This window comes from Vibrio sp. 10N.286.55.E10, assembly GCF_002872555.1.
GTDB classification, from domain to species: domain Bacteria; phylum Pseudomonadota; class Gammaproteobacteria; order Enterobacterales; family Vibrionaceae; genus Vibrio; species Vibrio crassostreae.
This window is the reverse complement of sequence record NZ_MCSD01000001.1, coordinates 40,563-58,806: the sequence shown is the minus strand read 5'-3', so window position 1 is coordinate 58,806 and position 18,244 is coordinate 40,563. Positions and strand designations below refer to the sequence as shown.

The window sequence follows — 18,244 nt, the reverse complement described above, 5'->3', positions numbered from 1 at the left end:
GAGTCGATGATGTTACATGCTCACGAAAATACCCTACATATTACCCACCTCAGTAACCACGCAGTTGAGGAGTTGTCACCGTCATTCTCTAAGCTTCCAAGCACAGAGCATGCGGATGGTCAGTTTCGATTGAGAAGGTACTCGGTGGTTCAATTCAGTAATGGACAAGTCGTAGAGCTAGACAAACATAACTTTGTTCAGTCTGAAGACATTAATCACTTTCAAGGTGACGTTGTTCGTCAGTTCGAGCCAATTGAAGCACCAATCTTAAGCAGCGAAGGCATGCAAGAGATGTGTGAACTGTTTATTGAAACCAATGGGCTTGAAGACGGACAAGAAATCGAAATCCACCAAATCCGTATCGCTGCCATTTTTGAAGAGACGCAGGTTGCGCCAGAAGGTGTTCACCAAGACGGCTTCGACCACATCGCTTTAATTGGTGTTAACCGTCATAACATTGTGGGTGGCGAGATCATGCTGTACCAAGATTCCCATGAAGCACCATTCTTTAGAAAAGTGCTTGAAGACGGTGAAGTCGCAATGCTGGCCGACAGCAAGCTTTGGCACAACGCACAGCCGATTCGTACCATAGACCACGATGAGATGGGCTATATGGATGTGTTTGTTCTAACGGCTAAGGATGCGCGTAATGTCCTTCACTCTTAATAATGTGCGCCAGCAGTTTAGCGCGCTAGGCCAATACCATAACGGTAAGCCGGTGACCTTTTTTGATGGGCCGGGTGGCTCTCAGGTTCCTGAAAATGTTTTAGCATCCATGACGGAATACCTAGGGCACTTTAATTCAAACCTAGGCGGTCATTACTTTTCTAGCCAAAAGACTACAAGCTTAATGCAGCAAGCGAGAGAAGCGGCACAAGCGCTACTCAATGCTGAGTCTTCTGTCAACGTTGTGTTCGGTGCGAACATGACTTCGCTGACCTTCCAACTTAGTCGCGCGATCAGCCGCGATTGGAAAGAGGGCGATGAAGTTATCGTCACTGCTTTAGATCATTATTCGAACGTGTCGAGCTGGCAGCAAGCGGCAGACGACAAAGGTGCTATTGTTCGACAAGTTCGTGTCGACGAGTCGGATTGCAGCCTAGACATGGCGCATTTTGAATCGCTGCTTAACGAGAAAACCAAGCTTGTCGCGGTGACGTTTGCTTCGAACACCACGGGTTCGATTGTTGATATGGCGAAAATTATTGAGCTTGCACATCAGCATGGTGCGCAGGTTTATGTTGATGCTGTGCATTACGCTCCTCATCACTTGATCGATGTTCAACAACTGAATTGTGATTTCTTAGCGTGTTCGGCTTATAAGTTCTTCGGCCCGCATGTAGGTATTGCTTACATTGCACCTCAATGGCTGCATACGTTAAAGCCATACAAGGTAGAGCCTGCCACTAACATTGGCCCAGGCCGATTTGAAACGGGTACGCAAAGCTTTGAAGGCCTTGCCGGTGTAATTGCGGCGGTTGATTACTTGGCGCAGTTTGGTGAGCCAACAGATTCACTGCGTTCTCGTTTAGAGCAAAGCTACGCGCTTTATAACAAGCATGAAAGCCAGCTTAGTGAGTACTTCCTTAAACGCTTGTCTGATCTCGAAGGGGCAAAGCTTTACGGGAAAACAGAGTTTGACTCGAATCTAAGAACGCCAACATTTGCCATCACCTTTGATAATCACTCTCCAGAGTTTATCGCTAAGAAGCTGGGCGAGCATAATATCTGTGTGTGGAATGGACACTTCTACGCGCTAGGTTTGGTGAAGCAGCTGGGTATCGAAGAGCAGGGCGTGGTGCGTATTGGTTGTATGCATTACAACTCGATTGAAGAGATCGACTTGCTGTTCAATGTGCTTGAAGGGATCTTGCGAAGCCATTAGCAAGCAGTCACTAGCACTTAATAGCTAAAGAATTAGAAAAGAGCATACTTCTCTCATGAACATTGAGTAGGAAGTATGCTCTTTTTCGTTTCACAGCGCTTATTACTTATTTACGTAACGCCAGTGATTCGATTAAGACCGCTTTTAATCAAGACAGCTGCTCAACAATAGCTACACCCACTGCGTGTGCGCTGGTTGGGTTCTGACCTGTAATGACTCGCTCATCAACAATCACAAGCTCTTGCCAAGGTTGAACCTTGTTGAAACGTGCTGCGCTACGAGCAAGCGACTCTTCCAGTAGGAATGGAATGTCGTTGATCGTACCAAAGTCGATCTCTTCTTCACGTGTAAAGCCAGTCACCGATTTAGAGCTTAGTAGCTTCTCGCCGTTGCTCAGAACAATCGGAAGCAGCGCCGCAGGGCCGTGACATACTGCCGCGACAATACCACCATCTTCATAATGCTTTGCTGCGATGCTAGCGAACTGTTCATTTGTTGCTAAATCTGAAAGCAAACCGAATCCACCTGGGTAGAAGATAGCATCGTAGCTTTCAGTATTGATTTGGCTTACTGGAATCGTATTGTTGATGCGGTTCTGGAAGTCATCATCCGCCAAGATATCAGCGTTAACCACATCTCCTTCAATATCCGTTCCGTAGAGTGGGGCTTTGCCACCATTGATAGAAGCGATGTCGTATTCGAATCCAGCAGCCATGATCTCTTTCAGAGCGTGGGTTAGTTCTGGAGCGTAAGTACCGTTCGCTTGGTCTGTATCGCCAAGTGTTGCGTGGTTAGTTACTGGAATTAGTATTTTTTTCATGATTCATCCCTTTGAGCTGCTGTTTTTTTATTTAGAAACGATGCCTGTAATTAGATGCTGACGCTTTTCGTTAAGCGCTAGGTATCGTGTTGTTACTTAGCTATCGCCGTCTTGTTGTATCTAATACTAGTTCCAAACCAATTAGGTGATAATATACTAAACAGGCAAAACATTGTTGCTATATAGCAAAGATAAGATACGGGTAGATTAAGTATGGACAGCTTTGAAGGTATTAATGAGTTTGTTGCGGTAGCCGAGTGTCACGGCTTTTCTGCAGCAGCAAAACAGTTGGGTTGCAGTACTAGTCATGTCAGTCGCCAAGTTTCAAGGTTGGAAGAGAGAGTTGGCGTGGCGTTGCTTGCGCGTTCAACACGGATGGTGAGCCTGACCGAATCGGGTCATACCTATTATCAGCAGTGCAAAGACTTGGTCATTGGGCTGCAACAAGCGAATGAACAAGTCACGTCTCAACAAACTCAGCTTAGCGGTACATTACGTGTTAGTGCTGCGGGTGCATTTGCAGAAAATCATGTTGCGACAGCGCTGATGGAATTTGCCAAAGATCATCCTGAACTCACCATAGAAATGAACTTCAATACTAAGATGGTGAACTTCATCGAAGATGGTATCGACTTTGCCATTCGTTATGGTCGATTAGACGATTCAGGGCTGGTGGCAAGAAAGTTGGTCGATCGTCCAATGGCGGCTGCAGCCAGTAAAGACTATATAGAGCAATTTGGTTCGCCTACTCATCCAGAGCAGTTGAAAATGCATAGTTGTATTATCGCTAACAGTGATCAGTGGTTATTTGAGAAAGAGGGAAAATCGTTAAATGCAGTACGAGTACATGGGCGCTGGCGCAGTAACAATTCGAGCGCAGTACTCAAAGCATGTGAAGAGGGACTTGGGATTGTTTATCTTCCTAAAAGTAGTTTCAATGGCGGTCTGACTAATGGAAAGCTGGTCCCGGTGCTTGAAGAATATTGGGGAGCAGGAACCAGCAGTTGGGTCGTATACCAAAACCGTCGTTTTTTACCCCAAAGAGCACGACTGGCGATCGACTTCTTAGTCGCTTACTTTTCGGATTGGAATGAATAAGCGACAAGGTTTCAAGCTGGCAGCCAACAAGACAGAAGTTAATACTGAACGGGATTTGAAAAGAGTCGTGATTAACTCTAGCTACGCACTTTAAAGCCGAAAACAGAAAAGTTAATGCTTACATAGATATACATTATCTTTTTTTGTTTTTTGACGCGCGTAATAGGATTGAGATGCTTGTCTACTTTTGATAACTCGTGTTAGTGATTGAATTGTAGAGAAGCCCGCAACAGTACGATATACTAGATACCATATTAATGTCCCTAACGCGTGAAAGATTCTGTGGAAGCGTTGGCAGGATGTGTTGTTATGCTCCAGTTTATGAAGTGTAGCTAGAGTGCGGAGTTGGCAATGTCTTCAATAAATTTCGAATCCACGTACGGTGTGATAACTATTCAAGATATGAATGTAGTTAGTGTTGACGCTAACTATGCTCGCATCTATGGATACCAATCGCCCGAAGAACTACTTTCTAATATCGATAGCTTTCTAGATTTAATCTCAGAAGATTACCATGTTCTAGCCTATCAAAATTACCTTGAAACGGTGAGTGGTCAACGAGACCCTCAGGTTCATACCTATACCAATGTTGATCGTAACGGCAGAGAGTTCACCGTGTTTTCTATCGACCATGTGACGGAGTGGCAGGGAAGGCCTGCACTGCAAGTCACGGTTATCGATCTTTCCCCTGCGATTCAGCTGCAAAATGCGGTGCGTGAGCAAGATAAGATGTATCACGACATGATCATGCAATCAGGGCAGGGAATCTTGGTTCACCGAGATTTTAAACCTTTGATGGTCAATCAATCGTGGGTCAAATTACAAGGTGGATCGTCCATAGAGCAAGTATTAGCGCTGGATTCGATCCTTGAGTTGGTACCCAAGCAGAACACTGATGGCATCAATAAGCACTATCATGCGCTTATGTCTGGTGAGTTGTCTGGAACGAGCACTGTGGTCGAAAACATTGGGTTTGACGGTGTGCATCGATTTTTCAATATTTACGACAATGCGATTACGTGGAAAGGTCAGCCTGCGGTTCAGGTTGTGCTCGAAGATGTGACGCAAAAGGTGATGTTGGAAAAGCAGTTGGTTCACCAAGCTAATTACGATGAAATGACGGATTTGCTCAATCGTAGGGCTATTTATGAATGGCTAAGAGAGCATATTATCTCTGAAAATTACCTTGTATGTATGTTGTTGGATATCGATGATTTTAAGTCGATTAATGACACTTACGGTCATATGGTCGGTGATGAGGTCATTTGTGCTTTGGCTAATATTGCCAAGCGCAATGCCGATAGAGTGGGTGGAGTCGCAGGGCGTTGGGGTGGTGAAGAGTTCATTATCTTTATCCCAAATGCGTCTCTTGAACTAGCATACGAGGTGTCAGAAGAGATTCGCCAACAGTTCCATCACGTTGAGTTCAAAATTGATGAACAGGTTCGATTTAATTCGAGTGTCAGTATCGGAATCAGTGATAGTCGAGCTTGTGAAGACGGTGTCACTATTGACGCACTCGTGAATTTAACCGATCAGTCTCTCTATCGCGCGAAAGCCAATGGCAAGAATTGTGTCGACGGAGATGTGGTTGCGCTCTAGTATTTGTACGTTGCTTTATTAAAGCTGATCGTCTCATCTGAAATGAAAGATGCCCTGAAGCTAAAGCGTCAGGGCATTTTTGTATCTCACTTGTGATGGCGCTCAGCTGATTAAGCAGAAACCTCAACTTCGTAAGAACCGAATTTACGGATGTTAATCACACCAGTATCCAAGATAAGGTATTGGCCTTTAATGCCTTGAAGTACACCGGTCACCTCTGGGTTCTTATCAAAGTTGTGCGATACAATCTTCACAGGGTGCTGTTCAACGGGGTAGCTCAATGAAGTGATGTTCTCACTTAGAATTTCGATCGCATCGTCACCAAATTTTGCTCTGATCTCTTGGATTTTATCCTCAACCAGTGGTAGCAGCTCTTTTGCTTTCTCTACCAATTCCATATCGTCGCCGTCGCCTTTTAGCAGCGTGCGCCAGTTGGTTTTATCGGCGATGTGTTTTGCTAATTCAACTTCGATAAGGCCAGAAATCTGACGCGTTTTTACCTTCAAGATTGGTAGGCCTTGAGTCGCACCTTGATCAATCCAACGGGTAGGGATCTGTGTATGACGAGTGATACCTACTTTTAGGCTTGATGTATTTGATAGGTAAACGAAGTGATCAACCATGCAGTTCTCTTCACCCCATTGAGGCTCACGACATGTGCCTTCATCGTAGTGGCAAGTCTCCGGTTTCATGATGCACATATCGCAGCTGGCTAGCTTTTTCATGCACACAAAGCAGTGGCCTTGAGAGTAGCTCTTCTTGGTTTTCTTGCCACACGAGCAGCAAAAAATATTGCCCGTGTGAGTGAGGTTGATGGTTTTACCAATCAGAGGGTTTAGTTCTACAAACTCTTCGCCTACAGGCAAACGGTAGGTTACCGCACCATCAAGGGAAGCACTCATCTTCTTGAGTGTTCCTTTCGCTAATAAAGACATGACATTACTCGTTGTATTTTGATTATTATTTCGTCGACTCGAATGCTCTGTAAGCAGCCTGTTCGGTTAACGATGATTATGCGATGAGTATAACAAATGGAGCCTATTTTTATACGCAATAATACTTGATTCTCGGCGTAAATAATCAGCATGAAATGTAAGCATGAAAATATAGTATGACATTTTGTTCAGGCGTGATATAACGTTTTTTAGTGAATTATTGGTATTAAGCTCACTAATTCACGTAACTTATTTTATATCGTAAAATCCCAACTCTAGGGATATAAGCCGGAAGCTTAGACGTGAAGTGGATCCATAAGATTGTTATCTTTCTAGTTATCGCAACACTTGCCATTGTGCAGTATTACCGTGTGAGCGGAAATCGTGTGATAACGGCAATTACGCCAGATAAATATGAGTTTATCGCGACCAGCGATCAAGTTGACAGGGGTGTCAGTACCTCTCAATTATCCTATGAAAATGGCCAATATGTTCTTAACTGTGAGCTAAAGGAATCAGAGTATCCTTGGCCTTACTGCGGCTTATCGATTCGTATCGATCCAGATATAACCACAGGTCTTGACCTTTCCCAATATCACACTTTTAGAGTGAACATCGATTACCATGCTGAGGCTGACTCAAGCGGCCGTTTGAGAACCTACCTACGTAACTATAACCCTGCTTATTCAGTTCCGGATAACGAGTACACACATAAGTACAACGGGATGGAGTTTTCTCCGGGCGTTGATGGTGGTGTGATTGAGATTCCGATCAAAAACCTGCAAGTAATGACGTGGTGGTTAGCTGATAACGACATTGCGCTAGAGCACTCAGCACCCGAGTATTCGAATGTGAATATGGTTGAGTTTGCTACCGCATCTGGTGCGAAGCTTGGCCATCATAGAATCGTTATCCGTAGCATCGAGTTTGAAGGCTCTTACATCACAGGCGAGAGCTTGTTCCTTATTTTACTGTTTGTTTGGGTCGGAACCGGCACGGTGTTCTTGCTTTCTGAATTAAACAGTTCAAGAAAGCGTATGCTGATTGCCGAAAAAAGACACCATCACCTTAAGAACGTCAACCGAGCACTGAGAGAGCAAAACTTTGAATTCTCTGAAATGGCACACCGTGATGAGTTGACCGGAATACTAAACCGACACGCGATTCGTGATTGGCTAAAAATGCAGTCTCAGCAGGTTAAGCAGGGGCATGGAAAGCTAAGTATGTTGTATCTCGATATTGACTACTTCAAGAGCGTGAATGACAAATACGGACACCAAATGGGTGACCATATTTTACGCGAGTTTAGCATGGTGGTCGGCAGTTCGATCAGCGCTACCGACAAGTTGGTGAGGTGGGGTGGTGAAGAGTTTATTGTTTTTTGCCCGGAGACTGATCTTGGCGAAGCACAAAGAAAGGCTGAGAAAATCCGACTCTTAGTTAGCCAGCACCTTTGGGTTCATGGCGATCCACTGACATGCAGTATTGGTATCGCTGAGATGAAACAAGAGCGAGTGACAGAGACCATTGCTCGCGCTGATGAAGCTTTATATCAAGCGAAGCATTCAGGTCGAAATCAGGTGATCTTGAGTCACTAATCTGAAAATTGTTTTGATTAGTTTATAAGCCACACGTACATATGTGACGTGTGGCGTTTTTATGGGCGCTATATGAGTTTAACCTCTAAAGCTTTTGTTGGTTTGTTTGGATAACGTATTGAAATGATTTCCCTGTTCTTTAAATGCTTGTTGGGTGCTGCGGCTGTTTTATTGATTGCGCTGTTGTCGAAGAGTAAGAGCTTCTACATCTCTGGTTTAGTGCCGCTGTTTCCGACCTTTGCTCTGATTGCTCACTACATTGTCGGCACGGAACAAACCATGGTGGAGTTACGCACCACAGCCTTGTTTGGCTTATTTTCGCTTGTGCCATACGCGGCTTATCTTGGCGCTGTGTATGTGTTTAGTTATCGATACAATTTGGTGTCGACACTCTCGTTAGCGACCTTAGTGTGGGTATTGTGTGCTTCGATGTTGCTGCTAGGTTGGACGCGCTTGGTGCCAAGTGTGGCGTGAGAACCAGGTCTTAGAGCGGTAATGATAGGTTGATGGCGAGCTGATACAAAAAAGGTGGCGAAGAGCCACCAAAAGGGAAAAGCGTTTTATTGTTTTTTTGGATGCCCGCTCAGTGATAGCTTCAAGTAACAGAAAGCTTCACACTGAGCGGGCATTTTTGTACTTGTTGAGCCGGGGGAACTGCAACCAGTCTAGGGGAGCACGGCCTATAAGGCGTTATCCTTACCAGAAAATCCAAGCGAACAGTGTCAGAACTAGGATACAAACTAGGTTCAACACCATACCGATTCGAATCATCTCTTTTTGCTTGATGTGGCCTGAGCCAAACACGATTGCGTTAGGTGGTGTTGCTACTGGCAGCATGAAGGCACAAGATGCAGCAACCGCAATCAGTGCAGACAAGATAACCGGCGACATACCCAGCGCTTCAGCAATGGTCGCAAATACAGGGACAAGCAATGCCGCGCTCGCTGTGTTACTTGCGAATTCAGTTAGGAATACGACGAACGCTACTACCGCTAGAATCGTTAGCAGTACGCCTGCTGTTTCTAAGAAACCGCTTAGAGAGTGTGCTAGGAATACACTGGTTCCGGTTGCTTTAAGAATGTTACTTAAACAGATACCGCCACCGAATAGGATTAATACGCCCCAATCCGTTGTCTTCTCAACATCTTTCCATTCGACTGCTCTAGAAGCGCCAAGCAATACAATCGCGCCAATCGCAACCAAGCTATCAAACTTCGAGAAGCCACCGATCATTGCATTGATTGGCTTACCGAATATCCAAAGCGTTACCGTTAAAAGGAAGATAGACAGTGTAATTTTCTTGCTGTTTGTCCACTCAACTGGAGCATGGTCTAGCTCGAATTTATGGTCAAGCTTTGGCTTAGTCATCACGTAAAGAATAATCATCGCGATTGGCAGTAAGATCATTGAGATTGGTAGGCCAAGTGCCATCCACTCTGTGAAGCTCAAGCCAACTTCTGCCGCTGCAATTGCGTTTGGTGGGCTACCAACTAAGGTTGCGATACCACCGATTGAAGCACAGTAAGCGATACCCAGCAGTACGAACACGTAGGTGTTGCGGTCTTCACTTTGGTCGACTTTGTTCATGATGCCAAGAACAAGAGGAAGCATCATTGCAGTGGTGGCCGTGTTTGAGATCCACATGGATAGACCCGCACTCACACCGAACAACATGAACACAGCGACCGACATTCTGCCTTTTGCTATCAGCAGTACTTTGTCAGCAATTGCTTTGTCTAGCTCTTGCTTGTTCAGTGCGGCTGCCAATGCAAAACCACCCATGAATAAGAAGATGATTGGGTTCGAAAAGTTAGCTAGCGCTGCGGGCGTGTTGAATACACCAAACAAGACAGCCAATAGGGGAACGAGCAAAGCGGTGATGCTGACGTGAATCGCTTCTGTTAACCATAGAATGGCAACGAACACGAGAATACTTAAACCTGTATTCACTTGTGCTTCGAATGGCAGGGTATTAAGCAAAACTGCAAATAGCGTGAAATTACCAATTAATATCATGCTGTTGCGGGTAAACAACCAGTGTTTCAGTGTAGTAACAAGTGCCGTCATAAGGCGCTCCTTTTGTTTATCCTCGTTTTATTGGTGCACTACTTCGTTGAGTCGTGCTTATTATTTTCGAGGTATATAGCTTGATGTAGGGTCAGACTTTGTTGGAAGAATGTTACTCAAGTTAATAAAGGAGTGTTGGTGTGTTTTTGCTTAACAACGGGGAAGTGTGAGGCAACAAATTCAAAATGTGTAGTTTTCTACACATCGGTCTCTGTTGGGCCTGCAATCGGGCTTGCTGTAGGGTCTACATCAGGGTTTATAGTGGGGTCAGTAATAGGATTTGGAATCGGAAATGATTCCGGTTTTGGACTGGGTTGAATCGGCTCTTTAGGTCCAAGGAACTTTGGCGTTGTCCCCATAATATACAGATCAAGGAATGCTTTTGTACGCGCAAACACTTCTCGTAAGCGTATTGAGGTTCCGGAATGGTGGGTTGGACCTGAAACCGCTAAACACTGCGCATGAATATCGTAAGAATTGGCGATGAATAGTGCTCTTTCACAGTGGAACTTCTGGGTGATGATCAGAAAGTTATCGGTATCGAATATCTTTTTGGCGCGAACAATCGAGTCTAAGGTTCTGAAACCAGCATAATCTAGATTGATACGTTCATCGGGGACGCCAGCTTTCAACAAGTCGCGTTTCATCGTCCACGGCTCATTGTAAGAGCGATGAGCGTTATCGCCACTTAACAGAAACTGGTCGACTTTTTCACGGTCGAAGAGCTCAATCGCGGCTTCGATTCGGTGCTTATAATAATCGTTGAGTGTACGACCCAAATATTTGCTCGTGCCAAGCACAACAGCGACCTCAAGCTCGGGCACTTCATCAATATCGTAGATGATGCGATCTTCCGCTTGCCATGAAACCCAATAATCGATCGCAATAACCGCAGCGCTGCCTACTAAGAACACGAGGAAAGCGCCAAACAGAAAACCTTGCAGTTTTTTGTAAGCTTTATTTAAGTAGCTACGGATAATGTGAGAATCAAATTTCACTCTCGGTATGGTCCTTTGACTGAGCATTAATTTTTGAGTGCTCGATAATACCAAATAAAAATGAGAAAAATCAGTTAAAAAGACAAGACAGTGTAAAGAAAAAAGCCCCTGCAATGGCAGAGGCTCATATAAGAGTCGTTAACGCTCTTTATTCCAAGCGCAGTACGCTTTATTCAAAGTACAGCACGCTTTATTAGAATGCCGTGCGCTTGTAGCGACGGTAAACTGGCTGCCAGAAGTGCTGGTCAATCGCTTGTTGCAGTGCTTCTTCAGTGATCTCTAGAGCAACGCCCTGTTCAATCGCCTTCTTACCAACAGCAAGAGCAATCTTCTTCGATACCGTGTGGATTTCTTCTAATGGCGGAAGTAGAGCGCCTGTGCCATTGATTGCTAGTGGAGAACACGTTGCAAGTGCACGGCTTGATTCCATTAGCATTTCGTCAGTGATGCGTGAAGCATTCACAGCTAATACACCAAGGCCAATACCTGGGAAGATGTAGCTGTTGTTACACTGAGCGATTGGGTAAGTCGTGCCATTGTGAACTACTGGCTCAAATGGGCTACCTGTCGCAACAAGTGCTTGGCCATCAGTCCAACGAATAATGTCGTTTGGTGTCGCTTCAACACGGCTTGTTGGGTTAGACAGTGGGAACACGATAGGGCGTTCACAGTGCAGGTTCATCTCTTTGATGACTTCTTTACTGAATAGACCTGGAGCACCAGATACACCAACCAATACGGTTGGCTTCGCGTGGCGAACAACGTCCAGTAGAGAGAAACCAGTGCCGTCGCTTTCCCAGTCTTTAGTGTTTTCGTTGGTTTGAACAAGACGCTGTTGGAAATCAAGTAGGTTTTGCATGCCTTCCTGTAGCAGACCCCAACGGTCAACCATGTAAACTTGAGAGCGAGCTTGTGCATCGCTGATACCTTCAGACACCATTTGAGCAATGATAGCTTCAGCAATACCACAACCTGCAGAACCCGCACCTAAGAAGGTAATACGCTGATCTGACAGTTTGCTGTTTGCTGCTTTACATGCTGCAAGTAGAGAGCCAACCGTTACGGCTGCTGTGCCTTGGATGTCATCGTTGAAACAACAGATGCGATCTTTGTAACGCTCAAGCAGTGGCATTGCGTTCTTTTGTGCGAAATCCTCGAACTGAACTAATGCATCAGGCCAACGGCGTTGAACCGCTTGGATGAACTCTTCAACGAATGCATCGTAGTCAGCACCTGTGATACGAGGGTGACGCCAGCCCATGTACATTGGGTCAGCAAGACGTTGAGGGTTGTTGGTACCCACATCGAGCACGATTGGTAGCATGTAAGCTGGGCTAATGCCGCCACACGCTGTGTAAAGTGCTAGCTTACCAATTGGAATACCCATGCCACCGATGCCTTGGTCTCCCAAACCAAGAATGCGCTCACCATCCGTAACCACGATAACTTTAACGTTGTGGTTTGTCGCATTATTCAGTAGATCATCGATACGGTCACGGTTCGGGTATGAAATAAACAGACCACGACCACGACGGTAAATATTTGAGAAGTTCTCACATGCTGCGCCAACCGTTGGCGTGTAAATGATAGGCATCATTTCAGAGATGTGGTTTTGAACTAAACGATAAAAAAGCGTTTCATTAGTGTCTTGGATGTTACGAAGGTAGATATGCTTATCCATATCACTTTCGAAGTTACAATATTGTTTGTATGCACGTCCTACTTGCTCTTGGATTGTTTCGGTTGTTTCCGGTAACAAACCTTCAAGGTTGAAAGAACTACGCTCTTCAGCAGAGAATGCGCTGCCTTTGTTTAGAAGAGGGGTACTTAGTAGAGCAGGACCTGCATAAGGGATATATAGAGGGCGTTTATCGTTGTTCATTGGATGCCTAATATGGGAGAAAGGGTAACTGAAAAATGATAACGGTTTAGTTATTCAATTGTAAATAGTTTCTCCACGATCTGAGCAAACAAAATGATATTCTTACCTCTGCCCCACACTTATCGAATTTCAACACGATAATTCGTTATACTTTGCTCACACTTTTTCGCGACGCTCCCTTTTTATGTCATTACTTCCCATCGATGCTTATCAAAATGTATTTCACCAACAAATCGTTAATTCTCACCTTGTAGTAGAGGCTGAAACCGGATCAGGTAAATCTACGCGGTTGCCAATTTGGGCTTCCCAACATGGGCGAGTTCTGGTGGTTGAACCAAGACGCATCGCGTGTACTTCACTGGCTAAATATCTCGCACAACAATCGGGCGAGAAGCTTGGTAGCAAAGTGGGCTATGCGATTAAGCTCGAATCGGAATATAACGAGCAAACTGACGTTGTTTTTGTTACGCCCGGTATCGCGCTGCGCTGGTTATCAGAAGATGGACTCGCTGGCTTTGATGTAATTGTGGTGGATGAGTTTCACGAGAGGCGCTGGGATATCGACTTGCTGGTGGCGATTTTGAAACAAAAAGCGAGTCATCGTTTAGTGATCACATCAGCAACCATTGAGGGTGAACGCCTTGCTCATTATTTGGATGCGAATCGAATTAGCTGTGAAGGGCGAACTTATCAAGTCGAGATTGAACACCGAGCGAATGAATCCAGAACACTGCCTGATAGTCGACATCTAGAACAGCGCATCGCGGAAGAGGTGAATCATCAACTGATAGCGTCTTCTGGCGATATGTTGGTTTTTCTGCCGGGTAAAAAAGAGATCGTGCAATGCGAACAAGCTTTAGCGAAAAATCCAGATATCCAAGTCGTTAAATTGCATGCCTCGGTGAGTGATAAAGAGCGAGATTTAGCGTTATCGGGTCGGAATACCAATACTGAAGGTGATGGCCAGAGAAAGGTCATCCTTGCTACAAACGTTGCGGAAACCTCATTAACCATTCCTGATATTGGTGTGGTGATAGATTCAGGATTAGAAAGACGCACCGTTCAACGCAACGGCAGAACCACCTTAATGTTGAAATCCATATCACGCGCTAGTGCCAAACAACGCGCGGGTCGTGCGGGTAGGGTAATGGACGGCGTTTGTGTTCGTTTGTATGGCGAACACGCAGCGTTAGAATTGGTTACGCCTCCTGAATTGCAGCGTGAAGAGCTGACCGAACCTATGTTGGCGGCGGCATGTTGTGGTGCGACTCTTGATAGTTTATCTTTCCTCGACCCTATTCCTGAGAAGTCGCTAAATAGCGCAACTCAAATCTTGCTGACGATGGAAGCGATTAACGCCGACCATCAAATTACCGAGCACGGCAAAAAGCTGTATCCACTGCCGATTGATGCTTTGTATGCAGACATTGTAACTCGCATCAAAACCAAAGCACTCAAAGAAGCGATGGTCGATCTCACAGCGGCGTTGTCTGTGCCTGCTCGCTTGTATCAATTACCGAACAGTGCAGAACATCTGGAAGCACTGGCGCAACAGGAGAAAGAAGGGTGTGATTTAAGCCTGTTAATTCAGATTGTGCGTGGTCGCGAATATCCGCATTTAGAAATAGACCTACAGGCACTGAATGAAGCTCAAGGTCTAGCTAAGCAAATGCGTGAGGTATTTGAACTTCCTCAGCTAGAAGTCGCGTCACGTTTTCAACGCATTGAACTACTTAAGACTATTGTGGATCTTCATCCTGAACTGGTGTTTGTGCGCCGGCTGAAAAGGAAAGAGGCCTTTGCTAATGGAGTGTTAGAGGTGGTACTTGGTCGCCAGAACCGTTTCCCGGACAATGCACAAGCTATGTTGGTGCTAGACACCCACAGCTTGCCGGGAAGAGGGGTTAAGCAAACACTGGCCTTAGCGACGGTCACTGCACCTATTCCTCTTGAGCTTATAGTTGATGCTGAGTTAGGAGATTGGGAGCAAGGTGAAACCGTTGTGAATGATGATGGCGTCTTTACCGAGATGGCGTTGATGTACGCAGGCCGCACGATTACAACCAAGCTTGTCGCGGCTGAAGGGCAACTATCATTAAAGCCTATCGTCGATCTCGTGGTAAGTGGTGCTCAACTTCCTGGTTTTGCAAAGGTTCGCACTCAAGAGATTAAGCATTGGCAGCTGTATGTGAAACTCGGTCTCGATGAGCAAACACAATACACACCAGAAATTGAGAACATTAACTTTGAGCTATGGTTTATAGAGCAGCTTGAAGTGTTAGGGGTTACTGATGTCAGCGAATTGGAAATGTTTGACCACTCAGACATACCGTTCGATGGCATTCCAACTTGGCTCTATTCAGAATTTTCGGAAAAATACCCGTTTGCATTGAGCCTTGCCGACTTGCAACTCGATGTAGAATACTTGCCCGCGAGAAAGCTGATTTACGTTCACTATCAATCGGGTAGTCGAAAGTTATCGCCAAAACGTTGGGAGCTACCGACATGGTCAGGCTGGCGCATTCAGTACAAAAAAGCGAGCCGAATAATTGATATCAAATAGATGGATAAGTTTTATCTCTAAAATATTAATCAAATAGGTGCATATATGATTTTTCAGTGCTTATTTTGTTACAAGTTTGATTTTTATATGCCTTTTTAACCAATCAAAAGGTCATAAAAGACTATTCTTCTATATCCTATTGCTATAAAGAAAGAGTTGATAGATATTGAGTATATTGTGTTGCCAAAGTGTCGGGGGACATCATGGATAAACAGGAAGAGACGCGTGTAGAGTTCGATTACACAACATTTCTTGGCGCCTCATGCAGTAAAAAATGGACTTTTCTGGAAGCACTCACCACAATTGCGCCAGTATTCAGTACCGTCTGGCGAGATAGCATTAAAGAGCTAGCAAGCCCTGAAGATCGTTTATGGCAGATGGCATTGAAATCAATGTCGACGCGTAAAAGTGATGAGTCGAATATTGTGACCTTACTCAAGCTCGCGAAGCTGGAAGGAATCAATGAGCTCAAAGTAGTGATGCCATATTCTCTTGAAGAAGAGCAGATCGAGTATATTGAATCGCGCAGTCATTTAGTGATTGCGGGTAATTCTGGAGAAGAGTTCACGATTAGGCTGTAACTTCAGTTCGCCTATAACCTCTCTCAGGATTAGTAAAACGCACACGTAAAAAGGGCCTCAATATTGAGGCCCTTTTAGTATCTAAAACCTGTGTTTACGAGCTTTCTAGCTTTCTACTTTGAGATAAAGCGATTAAGCCACTAGTCGATTAGACCATAGTCAGCGCGCAGAACATCAATGATCTCTTGCTTAGGATTTTCGCTCAAGACAATCTCAGCACCTGTGATTTTCGCAGCGATATCAAGGTAAGTACGAGAAAGAGACATTAGCGAATCAAGAGGCAGCTCATTGTCACGAGCTAGTGCTTCACGTTCTGGCATACGTTCTTTGTTCAATAGAATGTCGGCATCAGGGAAGTAGTTAAGCAGGAACTGACGGAAGCCTTCTTTTGAGTTCTCAACGATGTTGCCGTTGTTGTATTCCTGAGTATCCCAAATGCGAGATGAATCTGGAGTACCAACTTCGTCCATGTAGATAAGTTTTTCTTTGCCCTGAGCATCGTTGACGTAACCAAATTCAAACTTAGTGTCGACAAAGGTTTGGTCTACTTTCGCCAGTGCTTGGCTAATCACGTTGAAGCCTTCTTTTAGCAGCTTCTCGTAATGCGCGATGTCACTTGCCTGAGTGAAGTTGAATGCTGCGAAGTTGTCTTCGATGTTGTTACGTGTGATGTTCACATCATCAGCTTCTGGAACGCCAGGAATACCTTTCAAAATCCCTTTAGTAGAAGGCGTGATAAGCAGCTCTGGTAGCTTCTTGTCTTTCTCTAGGCCTTCAGGCATCTCGATACCACAGAATTCACGTTCGCCGTTCGCGTATGCACGCCACATAGAGCCTGTGATGTATTGACGACAAATCGCTTCGATCATGACTGGGCGAGCTTTTTGTACAATCCATACGAATGGGTGAGGGATATCAAGGATATGACTGTCAGCAAGGCCGTTGTCTTTAAACAATTTGAACCAGTGGTTAGAGATAGCATTTAGAGCTGCTCCCTTACCTGGAACACCTTTCAGATTCCCTTCACCACGCCAGATACAATCAAATGCAGAGATACGGTCACTGATCACCATGATTGCTAAAGGCGCATCTGGTGCTACATCGTAACCTTTCTCTTTAATTAGTCGTTGGCTATCTTCTTCAGTTAACCAGTAGACTGAGCGAACCTTGCCACTGTGGACAGGTTTGTCAGTACGGATTGGTAGGTCATCATTTACGGCAAGAACTTGATCAGCAAGGCTCATTTAGACATTCCTATCTTTTATCAAACGTCATACAGAGAAGTGCGGTGTGCACATGATTAGACGGGCATTATACCCAATCTACTGTTTGCTTCCAGAGAAAAAGCAAACGATTGCTAAATCTATTGATCAAATAAAAACCCCCGCCTAACTATCCGCTGAATAATTGGCGAATTGTAGGGCAGAGGAAGGCAGTATGTTTGGACTGTGTTTTAGAGCTATGCTGTCGAGTTAACTTAAGTTTGTTAGCTAAAAGATTAAGCTATGTTTGTGAACCAAAATGTTAAGCAAGGTAGATCAGTGAATACGCTCTGAATTTGCATCCATAAAGAAGACTTCACATTGAAAGCGCATACCTAGTGTTCTTAGGTACTGTTGGCTGAATTGATCAATCGATGCACTTGCAACAATCGCACTCGCATTCTTAGAGCGGATGGCTTTCTCAACCGTTTCAACTTCCGTCATCTGGTGAGAGGCTTTCATATGAATAACACGGTCGCAGCAAACATTATGTTGCTTAAGCTGCTTAGCCGATGGTCTTGGTGTTTGAGCCGTAAAAAGTAGCCACTGGTGTTGATTGGACAGCAACGCCATTCTTGCAAACAATGCTTCCTCGTTTGAATTTTTGCTTTTACGAGAAACTGATGTAAATGCGCAGTGAACTAGCGGGCTAGAGTGTTGGGCTTTAACGTGTGCTTGAATCATTTTGCTGTCCTTATATACATGCTGTATGTGTATACAGTAGTTTTAGTTGCTTATAAGATCAAGCGTTTTTTGCGGGATTATTGGACGATTTCGTCTGGAATTATGGGTGAAATGTAATTAAGCTATTGAAATTATTTGATAAATTAAATTTGAATGAATTTGCTGTTTTGTCTCATCAGTTGAAAAAATGTGAGCTTTACACAGGTGTATACAGTGGTTTTGACAGAAAAGTACTGTATATACCTGTGTAGAAGAGAGAAGAGAGAAGA

The 18,244-nt window shown here is 44.7% G+C and carries 15 protein-coding genes; 8 read left to right on the top strand and 7 right to left on the bottom strand.

Translation table 11 applies throughout. The features are described from left to right. Window positions 1–9 precede the first annotated feature (9 nt). Together BCV39_RS00225 and BCV39_RS00220 are read left to right on the top strand one after the other, a co-directional pair. Window positions 10–666, top strand: coding sequence for a 2OG-Fe dioxygenase family protein (locus BCV39_RS00225; RefSeq protein WP_029405418.1), 657 nt, complete (start codon window positions 10–12; stop codon window positions 664–666). Further along, a complete protein-coding gene (locus BCV39_RS00220) occupies window positions 650–1,885 on the top strand; it encodes a cysteine desulfurase-like protein (RefSeq protein WP_102433136.1) in 1,236 nt (411 codons plus the stop codon). The genes BCV39_RS00225 and BCV39_RS00220 overlap by 17 nt, the downstream gene beginning before the upstream one ends. 148 nt (window positions 1,886–2,033) lie before the next feature. On the opposite strand, the gene BCV39_RS00215 is transcribed toward BCV39_RS00220, so the two are convergent. Further along, complete coding sequence (locus tag BCV39_RS00215) at window positions 2,034–2,705, bottom strand: type 1 glutamine amidotransferase domain-containing protein (protein WP_048669269.1); 672 nt, start codon at window positions 2,703–2,705, stop codon at window positions 2,034–2,036. A 213-nt stretch (window positions 2,706–2,918) separates the two neighbouring features. On the opposite strand from BCV39_RS00215, the gene BCV39_RS00210 reads away from it, so the two are divergent. Next, on the top strand, window positions 2,919–3,803 hold the full coding sequence (locus tag BCV39_RS00210) for a LysR family transcriptional regulator (protein WP_102433135.1): 885 nt from the start codon (window positions 2,919–2,921) through the stop codon (window positions 3,801–3,803). Window positions 3,804–4,154: 351 nt separating this feature from the next. After that, complete coding sequence (locus BCV39_RS00205; RefSeq protein WP_048659548.1) at window positions 4,155–5,405, top strand: sensor domain-containing diguanylate cyclase; 1,251 nt, start codon at window positions 4,155–4,157, stop codon at window positions 5,403–5,405. A gap of 110 nt (window positions 5,406–5,515) precedes the next feature. Here the strand turns inward: BCV39_RS00205 and BCV39_RS00200 are convergent, their stop codons facing one another. After that, window positions 5,516–6,340, bottom strand: a complete 825-nt coding sequence (locus BCV39_RS00200; protein ID WP_017063586.1) for a DUF2797 domain-containing protein — start codon at window positions 6,338–6,340, stop codon at window positions 5,516–5,518. Between the two features lie 302 nt (window positions 6,341–6,642). Between BCV39_RS00200 and BCV39_RS00195 the strand changes: the two genes are divergently transcribed. Together BCV39_RS00195 and BCV39_RS00190 are read left to right on the top strand one after the other, a co-directional pair. Further along, complete coding sequence (locus BCV39_RS00195; RefSeq protein ID WP_048659547.1) at window positions 6,643–7,938, top strand: GGDEF domain-containing protein; 1,296 nt, start codon at window positions 6,643–6,645, stop codon at window positions 7,936–7,938. A gap of 123 nt (window positions 7,939–8,061) precedes the next feature. Then, the gene (locus BCV39_RS00190; protein ID WP_048663603.1) at window positions 8,062–8,412 is read left to right on the top strand and encodes a GlpM family protein; all 351 of its coding nucleotides are present in this window, start codon (window positions 8,062–8,064) and stop codon (window positions 8,410–8,412) included. A gap of 222 nt (window positions 8,413–8,634) precedes the next feature. Here the strand turns inward: BCV39_RS00190 and BCV39_RS00185 are convergent, their stop codons facing one another. From BCV39_RS00185 to BCV39_RS00175, 3 genes are all read right to left on the bottom strand, one after another. Beyond that, entirely contained in the window at window positions 8,635–10,005 is a 1,371-nt protein-coding gene (locus tag BCV39_RS00185; protein WP_102433134.1) for a DASS family sodium-coupled anion symporter, read from the bottom strand. Window positions 10,006–10,202: 197 nt separating this feature from the next. Beyond that, a complete protein-coding gene (locus BCV39_RS00180; RefSeq protein WP_055319824.1) occupies window positions 10,203–11,003 on the bottom strand; it encodes an ElyC/SanA/YdcF family protein in 801 nt (266 codons plus the stop codon). A 193-nt stretch (window positions 11,004–11,196) separates the two neighbouring features. Beyond that, window positions 11,197–12,885: an NAD-dependent malic enzyme gene (locus tag BCV39_RS00175; RefSeq protein ID WP_019821850.1), complete on the bottom strand. Its 1,689-nt coding sequence runs from the start codon at window positions 12,883–12,885 to the stop codon at window positions 11,197–11,199. A gap of 184 nt (window positions 12,886–13,069) precedes the next feature. Here BCV39_RS00175 and BCV39_RS00170 point away from each other — a divergent pair, with 184 nt between their 5' ends. Both BCV39_RS00170 and BCV39_RS00165 read left to right on the top strand, forming a co-directional pair. Beyond that, window positions 13,070–15,448 (top strand): helicase-related protein, encoded by a 2,379-nt coding sequence (locus BCV39_RS00170; RefSeq protein ID WP_102433133.1) that lies wholly within the window; start codon window positions 13,070–13,072, stop codon window positions 15,446–15,448. 203 nt (window positions 15,449–15,651) lie between these two features. Further along, window positions 15,652–16,029, top strand: coding sequence for a hypothetical protein (locus BCV39_RS00165; protein WP_019821854.1), 378 nt, complete (start codon window positions 15,652–15,654; stop codon window positions 16,027–16,029). Between the two features lie 140 nt (window positions 16,030–16,169). On the opposite strand, the gene BCV39_RS00160 is transcribed toward BCV39_RS00165, so the two are convergent. Both BCV39_RS00160 and BCV39_RS00155 read right to left on the bottom strand, forming a co-directional pair. Further along, window positions 16,170–17,273 carry a phosphoribosylaminoimidazolesuccinocarboxamide synthase gene (locus tag BCV39_RS00160; RefSeq protein WP_017055177.1) on the bottom strand — a complete coding sequence of 368 codons (1,104 nt, stop codon included), beginning with the start codon at window positions 17,271–17,273 and terminating at the stop codon, window positions 16,170–16,172. A gap of 294 nt (window positions 17,274–17,567) precedes the next feature. Beyond that, complete coding sequence (locus tag BCV39_RS00155; RefSeq protein WP_004733418.1) at window positions 17,568–17,975, bottom strand: SulA-like leucine-rich domain-containing protein; 408 nt, start codon at window positions 17,973–17,975, stop codon at window positions 17,568–17,570. Window positions 17,976–18,244: the final 269 nt, after the last annotated feature.

What these genes read in the sequence shown, in the direction of transcription:
- BCV39_RS00190 (WP_048663603.1), top strand. Translation starts at nt 8,062, where the DNA reads ATGATTTCCCTGTTCTTTAAATGCTTGTTGGGTGCTGCGGCTGTTTTA.
- BCV39_RS00165 (WP_019821854.1), top strand. Translation starts at nt 15,652, where the DNA reads ATGGATAAACAGGAAGAGACGCGTGTAGAGTTCGATTACACAACATTT.
- BCV39_RS00170 (WP_102433133.1), top strand. Translation starts at nt 13,070, where the DNA reads ATGTCATTACTTCCCATCGATGCTTATCAAAATGTATTTCACCAACAA.
- BCV39_RS00215 (WP_048669269.1), bottom strand. Translation starts at nt 2,705, where the DNA reads ATGAAAAAAATACTAATTCCAGTAACTAACCACGCAACACTTGGCGAT.
- BCV39_RS00205 (WP_048659548.1), top strand. Translation starts at nt 4,155, where the DNA reads ATGTCTTCAATAAATTTCGAATCCACGTACGGTGTGATAACTATTCAA.
- BCV39_RS00185 (WP_102433134.1), bottom strand. Translation starts at nt 10,005, where the DNA reads ATGACGGCACTTGTTACTACACTGAAACACTGGTTGTTTACCCGCAAC.
- BCV39_RS00200 (WP_017063586.1), bottom strand. Translation starts at nt 6,340, where the DNA reads ATGTCTTTATTAGCGAAAGGAACACTCAAGAAGATGAGTGCTTCCCTT.
- BCV39_RS00225 (WP_029405418.1), top strand. Translation starts at nt 10, where the DNA reads ATGTTACATGCTCACGAAAATACCCTACATATTACCCACCTCAGTAAC.
- BCV39_RS00220 (WP_102433136.1), top strand. Translation starts at nt 650, where the DNA reads ATGTCCTTCACTCTTAATAATGTGCGCCAGCAGTTTAGCGCGCTAGGC.
- BCV39_RS00210 (WP_102433135.1), top strand. Translation starts at nt 2,919, where the DNA reads ATGGACAGCTTTGAAGGTATTAATGAGTTTGTTGCGGTAGCCGAGTGT.
- BCV39_RS00155 (WP_004733418.1), bottom strand. Translation starts at nt 17,975, where the DNA reads ATGATTCAAGCACACGTTAAAGCCCAACACTCTAGCCCGCTAGTTCAC.
- BCV39_RS00160 (WP_017055177.1), bottom strand. Translation starts at nt 17,273, where the DNA reads ATGAGCCTTGCTGATCAAGTTCTTGCCGTAAATGATGACCTACCAATC.
- BCV39_RS00175 (WP_019821850.1), bottom strand. Translation starts at nt 12,885, where the DNA reads ATGAACAACGATAAACGCCCTCTATATATCCCTTATGCAGGTCCTGCT.